Source organism: Sphaerisporangium flaviroseum (assembly GCF_039537005.1).
Classification (GTDB): Bacteria; Actinomycetota; Actinomycetes; order Streptosporangiales; family Streptosporangiaceae; genus Sphaerisporangium; species Sphaerisporangium flaviroseum.
In genome coordinates this window covers 835153-851323 of sequence record NZ_BAAAZR010000001.1, presented here as the reverse complement: position 1 = coordinate 851323, position 16171 = coordinate 835153, and the positions used below count along the sequence as shown (strand labels likewise).

Sequence of the window (16171 nt, the reverse complement as noted above, 5' to 3'; positions counted from 1 at the left end):
CGCATGGCAGGTGAAGAACCGCATAGGACGAAATTTCCGATCTCTCCGGGTTTCCTGAGCCGTTCACGTACGGTCGCCCCTCCGAACTGGAGCCGGTGGCTCATCCCCCCGGCCGCCCTCTCGGTCCACCTCGCGATCGGGCAGGCCTACGCGTGGAGTGTGTTCAAGCCGCCTCTGGAGTCGGCGCTCGGCCTGACGGGCACCGCCAGCGCCCTGCCGTTCCAGCTCGGCATCGTCATGCTCGGCCTGTCCGCCGCCTTCGGTGGGACGCTGGTCGAGCGCAACGGCCCGCGCTGGGCCATGTTCGTGTCGATGACCTGCTTCTCCTCCGGATTCCTGCTCTCCGCCCTCGGGGTGGCCACCCGGCAGTACTGGCTGGTCGTCCTGGGGTACGGGTTCGTGGGCGGCATCGGGCTCGGCATCGGTTACATCTCGCCGGTCTCCACCCTGATCAAGTGGTTCCCCGACCGGCCGGGAATGGCCACGGGCATAGCCATCATGGGATTCGGCGGCGGGGCGCTCATCGCCTCGCCGTGGTCCACGCAGATGCTGGACGCCTTCGGCACCGACACGGGCGGCATCGCCACCACCTTCCTGGTGCACGGAGTGGTCTACGCGGTCTTCATGTCCATGGGCGTGCTCCTGGTCCGCGTCCCGCCGGACGGCTGGCGGCCACGGGGCTGGGACCCCTCGCAGGCCGCCGCCAGACCGCTGGTCACCACCGCCGACGTCTCGGCACGTAACGCGATCCGCACCCCGCAGTTCTGGCTCCTGTGGGTCGTCCTGTGCTTCAACGTCACCGCGGGCATCGGCATCCTGGAGAAGGCCGCGCCCATGATCCGCGACTTCTTCGTCAACACCGCCACGCCGGTCGCGGTCGGGGCGGCGGCGGGGTTCGTCGCCCTGCTGTCGCTGGCGAACATGACGGGGCGCATCGTGTGGTCGTCCACCTCCGACCTGATCGGCCGCAAGAACATGTACCGCGTCTACCTCGGCGTCGGCGCCCTGTTCTACCTGGTCATCGCGCTCGCCGGGAACGCCTCCAAGCTGCTGTTCATCGTCTGCGCGCTGGGCATCCTGTCGTTCTACGGCGGAGGGTTCGCCACCGTTCCTGCGTATCTCAAGGACCTGTTCGGCACGTACCAGGTGGGGGCCATCCACGGCCGGTTGCTGACCGCCTGGTCGACCGCCGGCGTACTCGGCCCCCTGATCATCAACGCGATCGCCGACGCGGGGAAGGCCGCGGGCCGGTCCGGGCCCACGCTGTACACGACGTCCCTGTACATCATGATGGGGCTGCTGGTCGTGGGCTTCCTGGCCAACGAGTTGATCCGCCCGGTGAGTCCCGCCTACCACGAGCCTGCGGCCGGAGAGGCCACCCGGAAAGACCCGCTGGTCACCAGAGGGGGAGATGCGTGATGCCGGACGACCGCGAGCCATCCTCGACCGACGACCCCACACCGGCGGCCACCGGTGACCACGTGGCGCCGCACGCCGGTGACGACGTGGCGCCTCGCGCGCGTGACGACGTGGCGCCTCACGCGCGTGACGGTGACACGAGCCGGCGCACGCCTCTGATGGTCCTGACCTGGGCCTGGGTGGGCATCCCCTTCGCCTACGGGGTGTACGAGCTGTTCCAGAGACTCACGCAACTCTTCGGCGGCTGATCGCTTCGGGGTGCGGGAGGGGGCAGTCGCCAGCGGGCCCAGACCGTCTTGCCGACGCCCACGGGTAGCGGGGTGACGCCGGAGTCGTCGGCGAGGGCGTGCACGATCGTCAGGCCCCGGCCGTGCACCGCCTCGATCCCAAGGCGGAGATGGCGGGGCCGGTCCGGGCCGTGGTCGCTGACGCGGACGCACAACTCGCCGCCTGTCGTCCATAGGGAGAGCCGGACCGGTGGCTCGCCATGGACGATCGCATTGGCCAGCAACTCCCCGACGACCAGGACGACGTCGTCCACGAAGTCATGGAGCGCCCACGCGGTGAGCACCTGGCTGACCATGGCGCGCGTTCTGCCGACCATCGAGAGGTCGTGTGGCAGGTCCCAGCAGACGGTACGTAGACCGTCCGACGTGTGGGGCATGTTGAGCTCCTCGGGGTTTCTGGGATTCCTTATGGACTCGCGGTGGATGGACGAGATCTCCAGCCGGGGACCGTCCGGTGCCTTGGGCGTCGCGCTGGCGTCATGCCGCTCTCTGTTCGGCCCAGCTGCGCTTACTGAGTGGTGACAAACCCGTATCCGAGGGATGCGGGAAAGGTCCCCCTGAGTCACGCGGCTCCGTCCTTTCAATGGTCATTCTTCTCCGTCTTATCCGGACATAGCCGGTGATTTTTGCCATGCCGAAGGAGAACTACCCCCTATACGGATGCGACGGCATCTCCTACGGCCCTGACCCTGCACCAAGCTCTTCACAGGGTGCCTCTGACCAGCTACGTTGTGCATCGAGTTCCCCCGCACATTGCCAGGACACTTTGTGGTGGACCTGTGCTATTTGTGTGCGGGTGTAGTGACCCCCCGGACGAACGGAGGTCAAATGTCCGTTCCAATCGAACAAGCACAACCTGTCAAGCCTTTCGTCCTCTTCGGCGCAGAGCTCCGCGAGTACCGAAATAGGGCAAATATCTCCCAAGAGCGCCTAGCAGAGATCACCCAATTCAGCCCGAGCCTGGTGGGCTTCATCGAAAGAGGGCAACGAACACCCAGCCGCAACTTCGCGCAACGCTGCGACGATGCATTGAAGGCCAACGGGGAGCTCGTCCGTCTATGGACGCAGGTCACCCACGCTGCAAGCCCTCGGTGGTTCCGGGGATGGCTGGACATCGAACAGGAAGCTCACACGCTGCACACCTGGCAACCGCTGTACGTTCCCGGCTTGCTGCAAACCGAGGAGTACGCGCGACTAGTGATTCGGGGAGAACCGGGACTAACCAATGAGCAAGTCGAAAAGCTGGTGGAAGCGCGGATGCAACGACAAACAATCTTCGCTCGCACCACCCCACCGATGTTGCGAGTGGTGCTGGACGAAGGCATTCTGCATCGACCGATCGGCGGCAAGAAGGTCATGCGTCGCCAGCTCCAACGAATCATGCAAGCTGCAGAGTCTCCTCGAATCGGTATTCAGGTCATCCCTCTGGCGCTGGGAGCGACGACAGGACTCCTCGGTGGGTTCGTTATCGCGCAGCTTCCAGGAGGTGCGGATACGGTATATATCGACTCCGCGACTCACGGACACGTGACAAATCGGTTAGAAGATGTCAAGGCCGTCCACGGCAGGTACGACACCATCCGAGCTGAGGCGTTGTCCGAGCCTATTTCGATCGAGTTGGTTAGAGAGGCGGAGAAGCTATGGATCTGAGTGATGAACTGAAGACCGCAGCCTGGCGCAAGTCCACCAAGAGCGGATCGAACGGGGGCGACTGCCTTGAGGTCGCGCCGCTGTCGGGTGGCCGGGTCGGTGTGCGAGACACCGAAGCCCCCGACAAGGCACCCTTCGTGGTCAGCGCCGGCGTCTGGGACGCCTTCATCGACGGAGCCAAGAAGGGGGAGTTCGACTTCTAGCACGAACCCCGCCACACGAAAGCCCTTGGCTAACACCAAGGGCTTTCGAAACCACGTACCTCAACGGCTACCGTCCCAGGTGGAGCAAGCCAACCCCGCAGCACATCCCCGAAACCCACAGACGGCCAAGGCACCACAACCATCAATACGCGCAACCGAATGACGAACGACTCCTTCGCCCTCCCGGCACCCATTTGACCTGGGTACTCATCTGCTTCCCACCCACCCTGTGACATCCCCCGAACGCCAAGACCGGGGACATCCCGGCGAAAGCCACGGAACACCCTTCGCAGACCCCTCCCGCGATGCGCCCGAACGACGCTGAGCCGGTGATCCCCCAATGCCGACCGCCGCCCACCCACCCTGCGCCATCCCCCGAACACCAAAGCCGGGGACATCCCAGCGAAAGCCACGGAACCTCCTTCGCGGACCCCTCCCGCCATGCGCCCGAACGACGCTGAGCCGGTGATCCCCCAATGCCGACCGCCGCCCACCCACCCTGCGCCATCCCCCGAACACCAAGGCCAGGGACATCCCGGCGAAAACCACGGAACGCCCTTCGCAGACCCCTCCCGCTATCGCGATTGCGGTCGCGGTCGCGGTCGCGGTCGCGGTCGCGGTCGCGGTCGCGGTCGCGGTCGCGGTCGAACGATGCTGTAGCCGGTGATACCCCGATTGCCGAGTTCACCCTGCTTTTCTCCCACGCCTGACCAGAGACACAGGATTAATGATCAAGCACGGATTACCGTCGCGGGGCACCTTCAAGGACGAGTTCGTCAACAAGGGTTGACATGCGCCGTCGCGTCAACTTATGTTGACGGCATGGGACTGAAGATCCGATTACTGCTTGGCTGCGGCGTGATCGCCGGGCCGCTGTTCATGGTCGTGCTGCTGGTCACGGGGGCCCTGCGGGACGGCTACGACCCGATACGCCACGCCGGCAGTACCCTCGCATTGGGCGACTCGGGCTGGACGCAGGTCGTCAACTTCCTGGTCACAGGGCTGCTGACCGTGGCCTTCGCGGCAGGGCTCTGGCTCGCGCGGGGCGGGCTCGGCGGGTCGTTCTGGGGGCCGCTGCTCGTGGGCGTCTGGGGCGTCGGCCTGCTGGGCGCGGGCGTGTTCGTCACCGACCCGGTCGCGGGCTACCCCCCGGGCACACCTTTGCTGACCGACCCCCCCACGACCGCGGGCAGCCTGCACGACCTCCTCTCGCTCGCCGGTTTCGTCGGGCTGGCCGCCGCCTGTTTCGTGTTCACCCGCCGGTTCGCGGTACGGCGCGAGATCGGTTGGGCGGTGTACTCGGCGCTCACCGGGATCGGATTCCTTGCAGGGATCGTGCTGTCCACGCGTGCCTTCGCGGACACCGGAGCGGGCGGCCTGGCAGGGACCGGCGGCCTGTTCCAGCGCCTCGCCATCGGCATCGGATTCACCTGGCTGACCCTGCTCGCCGTACGCACGCTGCGAACGCCGGAGGTCTGCCGCAGCACATCCTGATCATGGTGTTCCCCGGCACAAGCGACCGAGTGACCGCCCACAAACCCTAGTCGATCATGAAGCTGTGTCTCCTAACGTCACGCGGTCACCGTCCCACGGCACCACGCACACCTTCCCACCAAGAACGAGGCCACAACCTGGATGGACCGCCATGAAACCATGTCTCCCTAACGTCACGCGGTCACCTCCACGGCATCACGCGGTGAACTCTCCCCCACCGCCACGTACTCGCCCCCACCGCCACGCATACCTTCCCCGGCACCACGCACACCTCCCCGCCGGGAACGAGGTCACAACCCGGGTGGGCAACACACGGGTACCCCAATCAAACGGGCGCCGGGTGGGCCCATATCCATCCCACACAACCCCCCGCCCCCGCGCCCTCCACCACCAAGACCAGGCCAAGCCAATGCACACGCGACGGCTCAACCGCCGAAAGTACGACTCGTCGCTCGCCGATCGGCCGTCTCAGAACCAGCCGTTCTAGTGATGAACCAGGACACCTAAATCGTCACGATCGAACCATGACCAACGAGAGCGCTTCCTTGGTAGTGCCGCCCGAGGTCGGACCCTCACTGACGAAAGGAGTCCCGGTGGCCTCAACACGTAAGATCGCGGCAGTCGCGGGCCTGCTCTACCTCGTTACCCACGTAACGTCGATCCCCGGCCTCATCCTGTACGACTCGGTTCTGAACGATCCCGGCTACATCATCGGCTCCGGCTCTGACACCCTCGTGCTCTGGGGCGCGTTCCTGGAAGGGATTTGCGCCCTCGCCATTGTCGGCACCGCTGTCACGCTGTTCCCCGTCGTCAAGAAGCAGCACGAAGGCGTCGCTCTCGGCTATGTCGGCCTTCGTACTCTTGAAGCCGCCATCATCACCGTCGGCATCGTCACCCTCCTTGCGATCGTGACGTTGCGGCAGGACGTGGCGGGAGCCGTGGGCGCCGACGCGACCTCGCTCGTCACCGTTGGCAAGGCCCTCGTGGCGGTCCACAACTGGACGTTCCTGCTAGGGCCCTGCTTCGTCCTGGGGATGAACACGATGCTGATGGCATACCTGCTGCACAGGTCCGGCCTTGTGCCGCGGTTCATAGCCGTGCTGGGTCTTGTCGGAGGCCCGCTGATCTTCGCGTCGGCGATCGCCGTGATGTTCGGCCTCTACGAGCAGCTCTCGGTGTGGGGGGCTGTCGCCGCGGTCCCGGTGTTCGCCTGGGAGTTGGCCCTGGCCGGCCGACTCATCGTCAAGGGTTTCAAGCCCTCCGTCAGCACGATGAACACGGTGACCGCTGATGCCGGCCAGCTGAGTCATTGAACGCGCCTAACCCCCACGACCACAGCCCAAGGGGTGCCGGACCGCTCAGCGGCTCGGCACCCCTTTCGGGCAGCCCCCTATCTCTGCAGTTGAGCTAGGCGAAGGCTCTGAACTCCAGCAACCCGACCGAACCCTGCCCGCTTTGCAGGACGACCCGGAGTCGGGTGGTGCTCACGCCGGTGAAGGTGACCCTGTTGGACGCGTTGACGACCACCGGATACCCGCTCGGGTTGGCCACGTCGACGTAGGAACCGCCGTTCCAGTACTGCAGCTTCCAGGACGCGGGCACGCGCACGCCGCCTCCGTCGTCGAAGAAGTGGACCTCCGCCGAGCTGATCGTCTGTGCCGATGACCAGGTCAGGTCGGCCCACTGCGTTCCGGTCTGCGGCCAGGTGCCCCAGCGGGGACTCGGCACGAGGCCGTCGTTGATCGCGGTGACGGTCTCCCAGGGGGAGGTGTAGGAGGCCGACGCCGTCGCGGTCGCGGCCAGGTTCCCGCCCGTGCCGGCACCGAGGGTGAAGGTCCTGGTCACCGGGGTGCTCAGCCTGTCGTAGTCGCGGAGTTGCACGGTGAAGGTCGCAGGACCTGTCGCGGTCGTGGTCCCGCTGATGACGCCGGTGAAGCGGTTCAAGCTGAGTCCCGCCGGCAGGCTGCCGCTGGTGATCCGCCAATCGTAGAAGGGCACGCCGCCCTTGGCGGTCAAGGTCTGCTGGTACGGCTGGCCAGGGACGGGCTGTGGCAACGTGGTGGTGACGATCGACGGCTTGAGGAACGGGGTGAGGTTGCGGTTCAGCCGCCATCCGGCGTTCTCCGCCACCAGCAGCGCGAGCTTGGTGAGCATCCAGCGGCGAGTGGGGAACAGGTGCGTCCAGCCGCCGCTCTGGCCGCTGATGCGGTCCCAGTTCGGCTGGTCACCGGGAATGTGGTAGCTGGAGTCCAGCGGAACGGCGTGACCCTGGTAGTCGATGACCTCCTGGTCGTTGGCACCCCCGGAGCCCACGTAGGCACGCATGCCGGCCCAGTCGCTGTGGTAGGCGACGGCGTGGCCGTACTCGTGCATGACCAGGCCATGGACGTCCAGCACCGGGCCCTGGATCTCGGTCCGGTACCAGTCCTCGTCGGCCAGCGAGGTGAACAGCTGCTTGTTCGCCTCGTCGTACTCGAAGATCATCGCGGTCGAGCGGTGCAGCGGGCCGGCGACCTGCTGGCCGCCCCGGGTGTGGTACCGCCCGTTGTTGGCGGGATAGCCGGTGGAGTACGGGGTCTGGATACCGCGGAAGAACACCAGCATGCCGTTGTACGCCTGGTTGTTGGTGACGTTGATGGTGTTCTGCCAGTCGTTCCCCGGCAGGTGGTTGTTCTCCGCCCCCGCCGCGACCGTGTCGAACGGCGTCAGGTCGAAGAACCTGAACCAGTCCTTGACCGCCTCCTCGGCCGCGGTGCGGAAGGCCGGCTGCGAGAAGTATCCGGTGATCGTGTCGTAGCGGTAGTCGAAGGAGATGGGAACGGTGGGCTCGAGCGCGGTCTTCTGGTCCTGCTGGACCATGATCGGTATGGATTGCTGGTAGGTCTGGTTGCCGGCGTCGACCGTGGTGAGCCTGAGCGTGTACTGCTCGTCCGGACCGGGGCCGCGCTTGGAGTGGATGGCCAGCCGGAAGATCTTCTGCTCCGCCGCGCCGGCGAAGGTCAGCCGCTTGGTCGCGCCGGTGGCGGTGAGCCTGCTGGGCAGGTCCATCATCAGGCGCGAGGTGCCTTCGGCCTTGAGGTCGACGGTGACGGGGAAGGGCACGTCCTGCGGAGGTCGGACGGTGAGCTCGACGTAGGGGTTGGCCAGGTAGCCCTCCCAGTCGACCAGCTTGATCCCGTAGTCGTTGACCGTCCTGCCGAACATGTCGACGACCTGGACGGTGGGAGCGGCGTGCGCGGCCGGCGCGGCGACCAGCGCGGAGGCGACGAGCACGACCGAGAGGATCACCTGCTTCATGACACGTCTCATGAGTGGGCCGTCCATTCCAATACGCCGGTGGAGTAGCCGGTTCTGGACGTCATGTTCAGTCGCAGCCGGGTCGTGCTCACCGGGGTGAACGTGGTGACGTTGGCGGTGTTGCCCGCGACTCCGCAGGCCGACTGGCCCGGCACGTTCACGTAGGCGCTGCCGTTCCAGTACTGCACCTGGCAGGAGGCGGGAAGGTCGATGCCCTGGTTGTCGTCGAACCAATAGGTGGAGACCCGGCCGACGGTCTGCGCGGCCGGCCAGCGGTACTCGATCCACTCGGTGCCCTGGTGGTCCCAGTTGCCGTACGCGCCATGGCTGTGGTCGGCCGAACTAGCGGGGGTGAACCCGTCGTTGATCGCACCGAGGGTCTCCCAGGGGGAGACATAGGAGGTCGAGGGCGTGGCGGTCAGCGCCAGGTTGCCGCCGGGCGGAGGGGTGATGGGGCCGGTGGTCTGGACGACCTTCTGCATGGTTCCGTCGGCGTTCCAGTAGAGCTTGTCCAGGGTGACCGACCTGCGGAAGTTGCCACCGCCTGGCGCCGCGGCGTTGTGGTAGACCATGTACCACTGGCCCTTGTACTCGATGATCGCCGGGTGGTTGGTGGTGGAGGAGACCTGGTCGAGCACGACGCCGCGGTGGGTCCAGGGGCCGAGCGGGTTGCTCGCGGTGGCATAGCGGATGCAGGCGTAGCCCGGGGACGAGCAGGCGGAGTCGTTGGCGGCGTAGGCCAGGTAGTAGACGCCGTTGCGCTTGAACATCCAGGGCGCCTCCCAAAAGTTCGACACGCCGGCCGGAGTGATCACCGAGCCGTTGATCGAGGTCATGTTCGAGTTGAGCCGGGCCGCGCGCAGGCCGTAGTAGGAACCCCAGTACATGTAGACCTGGCCGTCGTCGTCGGTGAAGACCGTGGGGTCGATGTTGAGCGGGGAGGAGTTCGGGGTGCTGTCGCTGACCAGCGGCCCGCCTCTGGCGTCGGTGAACGGGCCGAGGGGGCTGTCGCCGACGGCCACGCCGATGTCCATCCAGCCGGGGCCGTTGCCGTTGACCGGGACGTACCAGTAGTACCTGCCGTTGGCCCCGCGCTCGACCTCTCCGGCCCAGGCGTCCCCGCCTGCCCAGGGAAAGTTCGCCAGCGACAGCCTGGCGCCCTGGTCGGTGAAGGTCGTCGCGTTGGTGGAGGTGAACACGTGCCAGTCGCGCATGACGAAGTTGCCGCCGCCGGCGGGCGCCTCGTCGTGGCCGGTGTAGAGGTAGAGGGTGTCACCGACGACCAGCGCCGCGGGGTCGGCCGTGTAGATCGCGGTGGTGATCGGCGCCGCGGCGGTCACCGGACCGCCGGTGACGAGCACGAGCCCGAGGGCTCCGGCGAGGACGGCGGTCCATCGTCGTCGTTTCATGGAAACGCTCCTTGGGTGTGGTCTCCGCTGCGACGGCCGCATGAATGTTAGCGTTAACATCCGGCCTTCTGACGGTGCCTGTGACATGAGCGTCATGCAGCGTTCACTCGGTTGGGCCGAGTGTTTGCGAAAACGCTTAACCCGTCAAGGCCCACTTTTCCCAGCGTCCCATCGGGAGGCCTGTCATCGCAGGTGAGATCCATGACCCAAGGAGTGAAAGGTTTTCGGAATTGGAAAACCGATGAATTCTCCGCGCTGACGGGTCAGACCGTGGAGTCGCGGATGATCAGCCGGCAGGGCATCCGGTGGACGCCGGGAGTGGCACGGCCGTCGATGGCGGCGAACAGGTGCTGCGCGGCGGTGCGGCCCAGCACCTCCAGGTTCATGTCCACCGTGGTGAGCGGGGGCCTGGTCTCGGTGGACAGGACTTCCCAGTTGTCGTAGCCGATGACCGCGAAGTCCTCGGGCACCCGGCGGCCCCGCTCCCGCGCGGCCTCCACCATGCCCGCCGCGATCTGGTCGCTGCCGCACACCACCGCGTCGGTCTCGGGGTCGGCGCGCAGGATCACCTCGGCGGCCTGCCGGCCCCAGCGCTGCGACCACGCGCCGTACAGCACCTGGCCACCCGACAAGGAGAGCCCGGCCTCCTCCAGCGCGGCGGTCACCCCCGCGGCGCGGTCGCGCGACGCCTGGTAGTAGGTCGGACCGGTGACATGGGCGATCCTGCGACGTCCCAGGGTCACCAGATGGCGGATCGCCTGCGCAGCGCCGTCGACGTCATCGGGCACGAACGACACATCGGCGGGGTCGTCGGACGGCGCGTACGCGTAGACGACGGGCACCGTCAGATCACGGGTGATCGACGGGCGGGCATCGGTGCTCTCGCCCACCACGATCAGGCCGTCGACGCGGCGGGCCAGCAGGGTGCGGATGTGGTGCTGCTCGCGGATGGAGTCACCTCGCGCGTCGCAGAGCAGCACGGCCATCTCCCCCGCGCCGAAGGCGTCCTCCGCGCCGAGCAGCACCGGGATGCCGAACCGGCCCACGCTGTCGCTGGTGAGCAGGCCCACGGTGCGGGTCTGCCCGGACAGCAGGCTGCGGGCCAGGGCGTTGGGCTGGAAGGACAGCTCCTCGGCGGCGCGCATGACGCGTTGCCGGGTCTCCGCGCGCACCTGCCCGCGTCCGTTGAGCGCCTTCGAGACGGTCGCGATGGACACCCCCGCGCGTGCGGCCACATCGGTGATCGTGACGGGTCGTTGGGATGCCATCGAGGAGAAAACCTTTTCTCTATAAGAGGTCTGCCCTGCTGAAGATAGTCGCCAACTTGTAATGGAGCAAGCCCTTCCAGGGCGATTGACGAGGGGCGTACGTTGCGATTACGTTTCCGAAAACCTTTTAGGTGCTCTCTTACAGGCGGCGCGAGGAGAGACCACACAGCCTGCCGAGTATGGCCACACCCCCCTTACAAGGAGCCCCGATGATGAGAAGATTGCCGTCGGTCGCGGCCGCCGCACTCTTGGCCGTCGCACTCGCGGCCTGTGGCGGCGGCGAGCCCGGCCCGTCCGCGAAGACCACCGCCAGTGGCCCGGTCACCGTCACCATGTGGACCCGCGCCGCCACCCAGGCACAGAGCCAGCGCCTGGTCGACGCCTACAACTCCAAGCACAAGAACCAGGTCAAGCTGACCGTCATCCCCACGGACAACTACCAGCCGAGGATCGCGGCCGCGGCAGGGGCCAAGCAACTGCCCGACATCTTCGCCGCCGACGTCATCTTCGTGCCGAACTACACCTCCCAGGGCCTGTTCCTCGACGTCACCGACCGCGTCAACCAGCTACCGTTCAAGGCTTCGCTGGCCCCCTCGCACATGCGCCTCGGCACGTACGAGGACAAGCTCTACACGCTTCCGCACACGCTGGACCTTTCGGTCTGGTTCTGGAACAAGGATCTCTACAAGAAGGCGGGGCTCGACCCCGAAAAGGGCCCGGCCACGCTCAAGGAGTTCGCCGAGCAGGCCACTACGATCCAGAACAAACTGGGCAAGGACGGCAAGGTCAGCGGCACCTTCTTCGGCGGCAACTGCGGCGGCTGCTACGTCTTCACGTTCTGGCCCTCCGTCTGGGCCGCGGGCGGCCAGGTCATGAACCCGGAGGGCACACAGTCCCTCGTCGACAAGTCGCCGATGACCGAGGTCTTCGCGACCTACCGCAGCCTGTACGAGAAGGGGATCACCGGACCCACCGCCAAGGAGGAGCAGGGCCCGACCTGGACCGGCTTCTTCCCCAAGGGCCAGATCGGCGTCATGCCGATGCCCTCCACCACGCTGGGGTCCATGCCCGCCGACATGAAGATCGGTGTGGCGCCCATCGCCGGCCCTGACGGCGGCCAGTCCACGTTCATCGGCGGCGACTCCGTCGGCATCTCCGCCACCTCCGAGCACCCGGACGCGGCCTGGGACTTCCTGGCCTGGACCGTCTCCGACGAGGCGCAGGTCGAGGTCATGGCCAAGAACAAGGACGTGGTCGCGCGCACCGACCTGGCCGGCAACAAGTACTCCTCCGCCGACCCCCGCGTCGTGATGATCAACTCGCTCGTCGCCAAGGGGCAGACGCCGTACGCCCTGAAGTTCGGCCAGACCTTCAACGACCCGCAGGGGCCGTGGCTGCGGCTGGCTCGTGAAGCGGTCTTCGGAGATCCCTCCAAGGTCGTCCAACTCAACGAGGCCGTCAACCAGTCCCTCCAGCAGTGACGGGCGGCATGACCCAGATCACGACCGCCCGTCCGGGCCGCGGCGACCACGCCGCGGCCCGGCGCCGTAGCCTTCGCGGCTTCGCGGGGCTGGCGTACGCGACGCCCACCGCCGTGATCGTCGTGACGCTCTTCATCGCCCCACTGGTACTCGTCGGCGTGATGTCGCTGAACAAGTGGCCGCTGCTCGGCGCGCCGACGTTCAACGCACCGCAGAACTACGCCAAGATCACCGAAGATCCGCTGTTCCTCGACTCGGTGCTGTTCACGCTGAAGTACACCGCGCTCATCACGGTGCTGCTCTCGGCCCTGGCCCTGGGCCTGGCGCTTCTGGTGCAGGAGCGCAGGCCCGGCGTCGGATTCTTCCGGACGGCCTTCTTCCTGCCCGGGGCGGTCGGGTTCGCGGCGGCGGCCCTGCTGTTCTACGGCCTGCTCAACAACGAGGTCGGGCCGTTCGGCTTCCTCGGCGTCAAGTGGATCGGCACGCCCAACATGGCGCTGTTCTCCACGATCGTGCTGGTCCTGTGGCGGTTCGCCGGGTTCAACATGCTGATCCTGCTCACCGGCCTGCAAGCCATCCCGGTCGAGGTCTACGAGGCGGCGAGAAGCGACGGCGCGTCCCGCTGGCAGATATTCACCCGCATCACGCTGCCGCTGCTGCGCCCCACGATCGCCCTGATGCTGATCCTCAGCATCACCGGGTCCCTGCTCGCCTTCGACCAGTTCTTCATCTTCACCAACGGCGGCCCCGACAACAGCACGGTCTCGATGGTCATGGTGATCTACCGCAACGCGTTCTTCCGGTTCGACCTCGGCGGCGCGGCCGCGCTCTCCGTCGTGCTGCTCGTCGTGCTGGTCGCGCTGAACGCCCTCCAGTTGAAGGTCCTCAGATGAGGTACTACTCGTCACGCTCGGCGCTGGCCGTGCTCTTCCTGTTCCCGCTGCTGTGGAGCGGCTGGTCCTCCGTACACGACCAGACCGGCGGCTACACGCTCGACAACTACGCCCAGATGGCCGGCTTCGGCGAAGGACTGCCTCGGTATCTCGGCAACAGCCTGGCCGTCTCGGCGATGGCCGTGGCCGCGACGCTCGCCGTGGCCACGCTCGGCGGCTACGCGTTCGCCCGGTTCCAGTTCCCCGGCAAGAACGTGCTGTTCCTGGCCACGCTCGCGATCCTCATGGTGCCCTATCCGACGATCCTCATCCCGCTGTACGTCCTGCTCGGATACGTGGGACTCCAGAACTCGCTCGTCGGTCTGGCCCTGGTCTTCGTCATGTTCCAGCTGCCGTTCGCCATCTACATGATGCGCAACTCCTTCGAGTCGATACCCCGGGAGATCGAGGAGTCGGCCCTGGTGGACGGATGCGGCACCTTGCGCGCGCTGACCCACATCCTGCTGCCCGCCGTACGGCCCGGCCTGGTCACCGTCGGGCTGTTCGCCTTCCTGGCCTCCTGGAACGACTTCTTCGCGCCGTTGATCCTGCTCAGCGACGGGTCCAGCTTTCCCCTGCCGGTCGCCGTCGTCAGCATGACGCAGCGGACCTTCGGCGCGATCGACTACGGCATGCTCCAGGCCGGCGTCATGGTCATGGCCGTCCCCTGCCTGGTCCTCTTCCTCGTCCTGCAGCGCCACTATGTCCGCGGATTCATGTCAGGAGCCTTGCGTGGCTAATCCCGTCGTCCCGTCCTCCGGCGCCCTTTCCCCCCTCGGCCTGTCCGGCGTCCGCCTGTCGCCCGGTTTCTGGGGATCGCAGCCCACACAGACGATCATTGATCACTGCTACGAGTGGATGGACCGAGTCGGCTGGATCGCGAACTTCGGAGGTGGCCCGCGACGCGGCCGGGAGTTCAGCGACTCCGAGGTCTACAAGCTGATGGAGGCCATGGCCTGGGCCGGTGACCCCCGTGTCGAGGAGCTGACCAGGGTCGTCGCCCGCGCGCAGGAACTGGACGGCTATCTCAACACGCGCTGGCCCACCGCCCGTTACACCGACCTTGAGTGGGGTCACGAGCTCTACTGTTACGGCCACCTCATCCAGGCCGGGGTCGCACGCATGCGTGTCCACGGCGAGGACCAACTGTCCGAGGTCGTTTGCCGGGCCGCCGACCATGTGTGCGCGCGGTTCATGGAGGGCAACGAGGTCTGCGGCCATCCTGAGATCGAGATGGCCCTCGTCGAGCTCTACCGGCAGACCGGCGCCGAACGCTACCTGGAGATGGCCCGCCGTTTCGTCGAGCGCCGGGGCGGTCCCGCGCTCGCCGACATCGAGCTTGGCCGCGCCTACTTCCAGGACGACGTCTCCGTACGGCAGGCCGAGGTCCTGCGCGGGCACGTCGTACGAGCCCTGTACCTGTCCTGCGCCGTCGTCGACCTGGCCGTGGAGATGGGCGACAAGGAGTTGCTGGAGACGGCCGAGGGGCAGTGGGAGCGGACCGTCGCCCGGCGCACCTCCCTGACCGGCGGAATGGGTTCGCGTCACTCCGGCGAGTCCTTCGGCGACGACTACGAGCTGCCGCCCGACCGCGCCTACAACGAGACCTGCGCCGGGGTCGCCTCCGTGATGCTGGCCCACCGCCTGCTGCTCGCCACCGGCGACCCCCGCTACGCGGACCAGATCGAGCGGACGCTCTACAACGTCGTCGCCGCCGGGCCCGCGCTCGACGGCCACTCGTTCTTCTACACCAACCCCTTGCAAGTGCGGGTCGCGGGAGAGGTCGTGGAAGGAGTCAGCCCTCGCGCCGAGGGCGGCCTGCGCGCCCCCTGGCGTGAGGTCTCGTGCTGTCCCACCAACATCGCCCGGACCTTCGCCAGCCTGCCGGCGTACGTCGCGACCGGGGACGATCAGGGGATCCAGGTCCACCAGATCACCGCCGCCACGATCAGCCACGACGGGCTGTCGTTGCGGATGGACACCGACTACCCCTGGTCTGGGAAGGTCACGCTGCGCGTGGAGGCGGCCCCCGAGGCCCCGCGCCGGATCACCATGCGGACCCCGGCGTGGGCGGGAGGCGGCACCCATGAGTGGGAACGTTCCTGGCGGCCCGGCGAGGAGATCCGCGTCGACCTGCCCATGGCGCCGCGCTGGGTCCGTCCCGACCCGCGCATCGACGCCGTACGCGGATGTGTCGCCGTGGAACGTGGACCGCTGGTCTACTGCGCCGAGTCACCCGGCGATGCGCCGCCGCTGTCGGAGATCGAGGTCAGCACCGCCACCGAGCCCGTCGAGCGCGGAGCCGACCTTGAGGTCGAGGCCCATCGGATCACCACCGAGCCCGACGGCTGGCCCTACGGCGGTCCTGCGTCCGGCGTGGGCGAACGACTTCCCCTCTCGCTCATTCCCTACTACCGGTGGGGCAACCGCGGCCCCGCCACCATGCGCGTCTGGCTCCCGGAGACCCGCTGAGCGTCGTGTCCGGCGACGTCGCTGATGGTCACCGTTTCAGAACGACGTCGGCTCACCGAAATCCTTTCAGAGAATTTCGTGGTGCCCGTAGGTGCTGAGCACGCGCAGGTCCTGAGCTTATGTCGGGTGGTTCCGGCGATCAATGGCCGTACTCGGATCCCACGTTACTGAAACTTAACGTTGCCGAAAGCCTTTTCGGAGTTGATTGTGAACTGAGACGCGGCATCCGACCGCGCCAGGCCATCGAACGGTCCCCGCC

Annotated in this window: 14 protein-coding genes; 10 read left to right on the top strand and 4 right to left on the bottom strand. The window is 66.9% G+C overall.

All coding sequences use genetic code 11. The features are described 5' to 3' along the window. Positions 1-3 precede the first annotated feature (3 nt). Together ABD810_RS03995 and ABD810_RS03990 are read left to right on the top strand one after the other, a co-directional pair. Positions 4-1419: an L-lactate MFS transporter gene (locus ABD810_RS03995; protein WP_344934314.1), complete on the top strand. Its 1416-nt coding sequence runs from the start codon at positions 4-6 to the stop codon at positions 1417-1419. Further along, on the top strand, positions 1419-1667 hold the full coding sequence (locus ABD810_RS03990) for an MFS transporter small subunit (RefSeq protein WP_344934312.1): 249 nt from the start codon (positions 1419-1421) through the stop codon (positions 1665-1667). The genes ABD810_RS03995 and ABD810_RS03990 overlap by 1 nt, the downstream gene beginning before the upstream one ends. Here the strand turns inward: ABD810_RS03990 and ABD810_RS03985 are convergent. Further along, positions 1616-2083 (bottom strand): ATP-binding protein, encoded by a 468-nt coding sequence (locus ABD810_RS03985; protein WP_344934311.1) that lies wholly within the window; start codon positions 2081-2083, stop codon positions 1616-1618. The genes ABD810_RS03990 and ABD810_RS03985 overlap by 52 nt on opposite strands. Positions 2084-2534: 451 nt before the next feature. On the opposite strand from ABD810_RS03985, the gene ABD810_RS03980 reads away from it, so the two are divergent. The 4 genes from ABD810_RS03980 (at position 2535) to ABD810_RS03965 (ending at position 6366) form a co-directional block, all read left to right on the top strand. After that, on the top strand, positions 2535-3356 hold the full coding sequence (locus tag ABD810_RS03980) for a helix-turn-helix domain-containing protein (RefSeq protein WP_344934310.1): 822 nt from the start codon (positions 2535-2537) through the stop codon (positions 3354-3356). Next, a complete protein-coding gene (locus ABD810_RS03975; RefSeq protein ID WP_344934307.1) occupies positions 3347-3559 on the top strand; it encodes a DUF397 domain-containing protein in 213 nt (70 codons plus the stop codon). The genes ABD810_RS03980 and ABD810_RS03975 overlap by 10 nt, the downstream gene beginning before the upstream one ends. Positions 3560-4381: 822 nt before the next feature. Then, a complete protein-coding gene (locus tag ABD810_RS03970) occupies positions 4382-5053 on the top strand; it encodes a DUF998 domain-containing protein (protein ID WP_344934304.1) in 672 nt (223 codons plus the stop codon). Between the two features lie 524 nt (positions 5054-5577). Continuing rightward, positions 5578-6366, top strand: a complete 789-nt coding sequence (locus tag ABD810_RS03965) for a DUF4386 domain-containing protein (RefSeq protein WP_344934301.1) — start codon at positions 5578-5580, stop codon at positions 6364-6366. A 94-nt stretch (positions 6367-6460) separates the two neighbouring features. Here the strand turns inward: ABD810_RS03965 and ABD810_RS03960 are convergent, their stop codons facing one another. The 3 genes from ABD810_RS03960 to ABD810_RS03950 form a co-directional block, all read right to left on the bottom strand. Beyond that, positions 6461-8350: an Ig domain-containing protein gene (locus tag ABD810_RS03960; RefSeq protein ID WP_344934298.1), complete on the bottom strand. Its 1890-nt coding sequence runs from the start codon at positions 8348-8350 to the stop codon at positions 6461-6463. Positions 8351-8358: 8 nt separating this feature from the next. After that, positions 8359-9759 carry a glycoside hydrolase family 43 protein gene (locus ABD810_RS03955; protein ID WP_344934294.1) on the bottom strand — a complete coding sequence of 467 codons (1401 nt, stop codon included), beginning with the start codon at positions 9757-9759 and terminating at the stop codon, positions 8359-8361. Between the two features lie 263 nt (positions 9760-10022). Continuing rightward, the gene (locus tag ABD810_RS03950) at positions 10023-11027 is read right to left on the bottom strand and encodes a LacI family DNA-binding transcriptional regulator (protein WP_344934291.1); all 1005 of its coding nucleotides are present in this window, start codon (positions 11025-11027) and stop codon (positions 10023-10025) included. A 209-nt stretch (positions 11028-11236) separates the two neighbouring features. Here ABD810_RS03950 and ABD810_RS03945 point away from each other — a divergent pair, with 209 nt between their 5' ends. Genes ABD810_RS03945 through ABD810_RS03930 form a run of 4 tightly spaced genes read left to right on the top strand, consistent with a single transcriptional unit; the run spans position 11237 to position 15912 of the window. Beyond that, positions 11237-12508: an ABC transporter substrate-binding protein gene (locus ABD810_RS03945; RefSeq protein ID WP_344934288.1), complete on the top strand. Its 1272-nt coding sequence runs from the start codon at positions 11237-11239 to the stop codon at positions 12506-12508. 8 nt (positions 12509-12516) lie between these two features. Next, complete coding sequence (locus ABD810_RS03940; RefSeq protein WP_344934285.1) at positions 12517-13401, top strand: carbohydrate ABC transporter permease; 885 nt, start codon at positions 12517-12519, stop codon at positions 13399-13401. Further along, positions 13398-14180, top strand: a complete 783-nt coding sequence (locus ABD810_RS03935) for a carbohydrate ABC transporter permease (RefSeq protein ID WP_344934282.1) — start codon at positions 13398-13400, stop codon at positions 14178-14180. Before ABD810_RS03940 ends, ABD810_RS03935 begins: the two co-directional genes overlap by 4 nt. Then, the gene (locus ABD810_RS03930; protein ID WP_344934280.1) at positions 14173-15912 is read left to right on the top strand and encodes a glycoside hydrolase family 127 protein; all 1740 of its coding nucleotides are present in this window, start codon (positions 14173-14175) and stop codon (positions 15910-15912) included. The genes ABD810_RS03935 and ABD810_RS03930 overlap by 8 nt, the downstream gene beginning before the upstream one ends. Positions 15913-16171 lie beyond the last annotated feature (259 nt).